At 71.2% G+C, this 1,760-nt stretch carries 1 protein-coding gene; it reads left to right on the top strand.

From position 1 onward, the window contains the following. Positions 1-251 precede the first annotated feature (251 nt). Positions 252-1,580 (top strand): 5'-deoxyadenosine deaminase, encoded by a 1,329-nt coding sequence (locus BN903_RS10265; protein WP_048077641.1) that lies wholly within the window; start codon positions 252-254, stop codon positions 1,578-1,580. The last annotated feature ends 180 nt before the right edge of the window (positions 1,581-1,760 follow it).

The raw sequence follows: 1,760 nt of genomic DNA, 5'->3' as shown, positions 1-1,760 counted from the left end.
CTTCGAGCCCCGCCCCGCAGCCGCACCGCACCTCACGCCTCCCCAGCCTCGTCGCTGGCGGTCTTCGCTTCGCTCGACCGCCAGCGACTCCCTCGCGCGGTGCCGTTCGCGGTCGCCGGGGGCGACCGCTCACGGGCACGCGCCACCGCCCAGAGTGTGGGTTTCGCCCCGATCAGCGGCTGGGACGCGACTCAGCGGTGGGCCGTCGAACGGACAGCCTCTTATGGACCGACCGACAGGAACGGACGGACATGCTGATCGCCGGAACAGTCGTCGCCGACTCGGAGACCGTCATCCCCGACGGCGCTGTCGTCGTCGAGGGGGAAACGATCGCCGCGGTCGGCGACGAGACCGACCTCCGCGAGCGGTACCCCGACCACGAGCGCCGCGAGTTCGACATCGTCGCGCCGGGGCTCGTCGGCGGCCACGTTCACTCCGTCCAGTCGCTGGGCCGGGGGATCGCTGACGACGCCGCGCTGTTGGACTGGCTGTTCGACGCCGTGTTGCCGATGGAGGCGGCGATGGACGCCGAGGCGACGCGGGCGGCCGCGGAGCTGGGCTACTTGGAGTGTCTCGAATCGGGGACGACGACCGTCGTCGACCACCTCTCCGTGAACCACGCCGCGGAGGCGTTCGAGGCCGCGATCGACACCGGGATCCGCGCCCGGCTCGGGAAGGTGCTGATGGACCGCGACTCGCCGGACGGCCTCTTGGAGGAGACCGACGCGGCGCTCGCGGAGAGCGAGGCCCTCATTCGGGAGTACCACGGCGCGGCCGACGGACGCGTCCGGTACGCGGTCACGCCGCGGTTCGCGGTCACCTGTACCGAGGCGTGCCTGCGCGGCTGTCGCGAGCTGGCCGACCGGTACGACGGCGTGACGATCCACACCCACGCCAGCGAGAACGAGGACGAGATCGAGACGGTGGAGGCCGACACCGGCCGGCGGAACGTGCTCTGGCTCGACGAGGTCGGGATCACCGGCCCGGACGTGACGCTCGCGCACTGCGTCCACACGGACGAGCGCGAACGGGAGGTGCTCGCCGAGACGGACACGGTCGTCACCCACTGCCCCTCCTCGAACATGAAACTCGCCTCGGGGATCGCGCCGGTCAAGGACTACCTCGACCGGGAGATTACGGTCGCGCTCGGCAACGACGGCCCCCCGTGTAACAACACGCTCGACCCCTTCACCGAGATGCGACAGGCGAGCCTCCTCGGTAAGGTCGACGCCCGGGACCCCACGCGGCTCCCGGCGTCGACCGTACTGGAGATGGCGACGGAGGGCGGCGCTCGCGCGGCCGGTTTCGACCGGCTCGGAACCCTCCGGGAGGGTCAGCGCGCCGACGTGATCGGGATCACGACCGACCTGACCCGGGCGACGCCGCTCCACGACCCCCTCTCGCATCTGGTGTACGCCGCCCACGGCGACGACGTGGTCTTCGCGATGGTCGACGGGACGGTCCGCTACGCCGGCGGGGAACACGTCGGAATCGACGCCGCCGCGGTCCGGAAGCGCGCCGCTCGGCAGGCGGAACGCGTCGTCGAGGAGGCGGGGATCGAGACGGACGCGCCCGTCTGAGTCGACGCAGTCGGATCGGCAAAGACGACGGGTGAAAAGAGACGCGGCGCGTTCACAGCGTCGGTTCGATCGACGGCGACGAGCCGGAGTCGTCGGGCGACGCCCACGTCGCCGCGGCCGACGGGTCGTTGAACGCCTCGACCTCGATGTCCTCGACGTCGATCGTCCGCTTGAGGAATC

The organism is Halorubrum sp. AJ67 (genome assembly GCF_000513435.1).
Note: the sequence above shows the minus strand (reverse complement) of the source record. Positions and strands in the feature narration are given on the sequence as shown.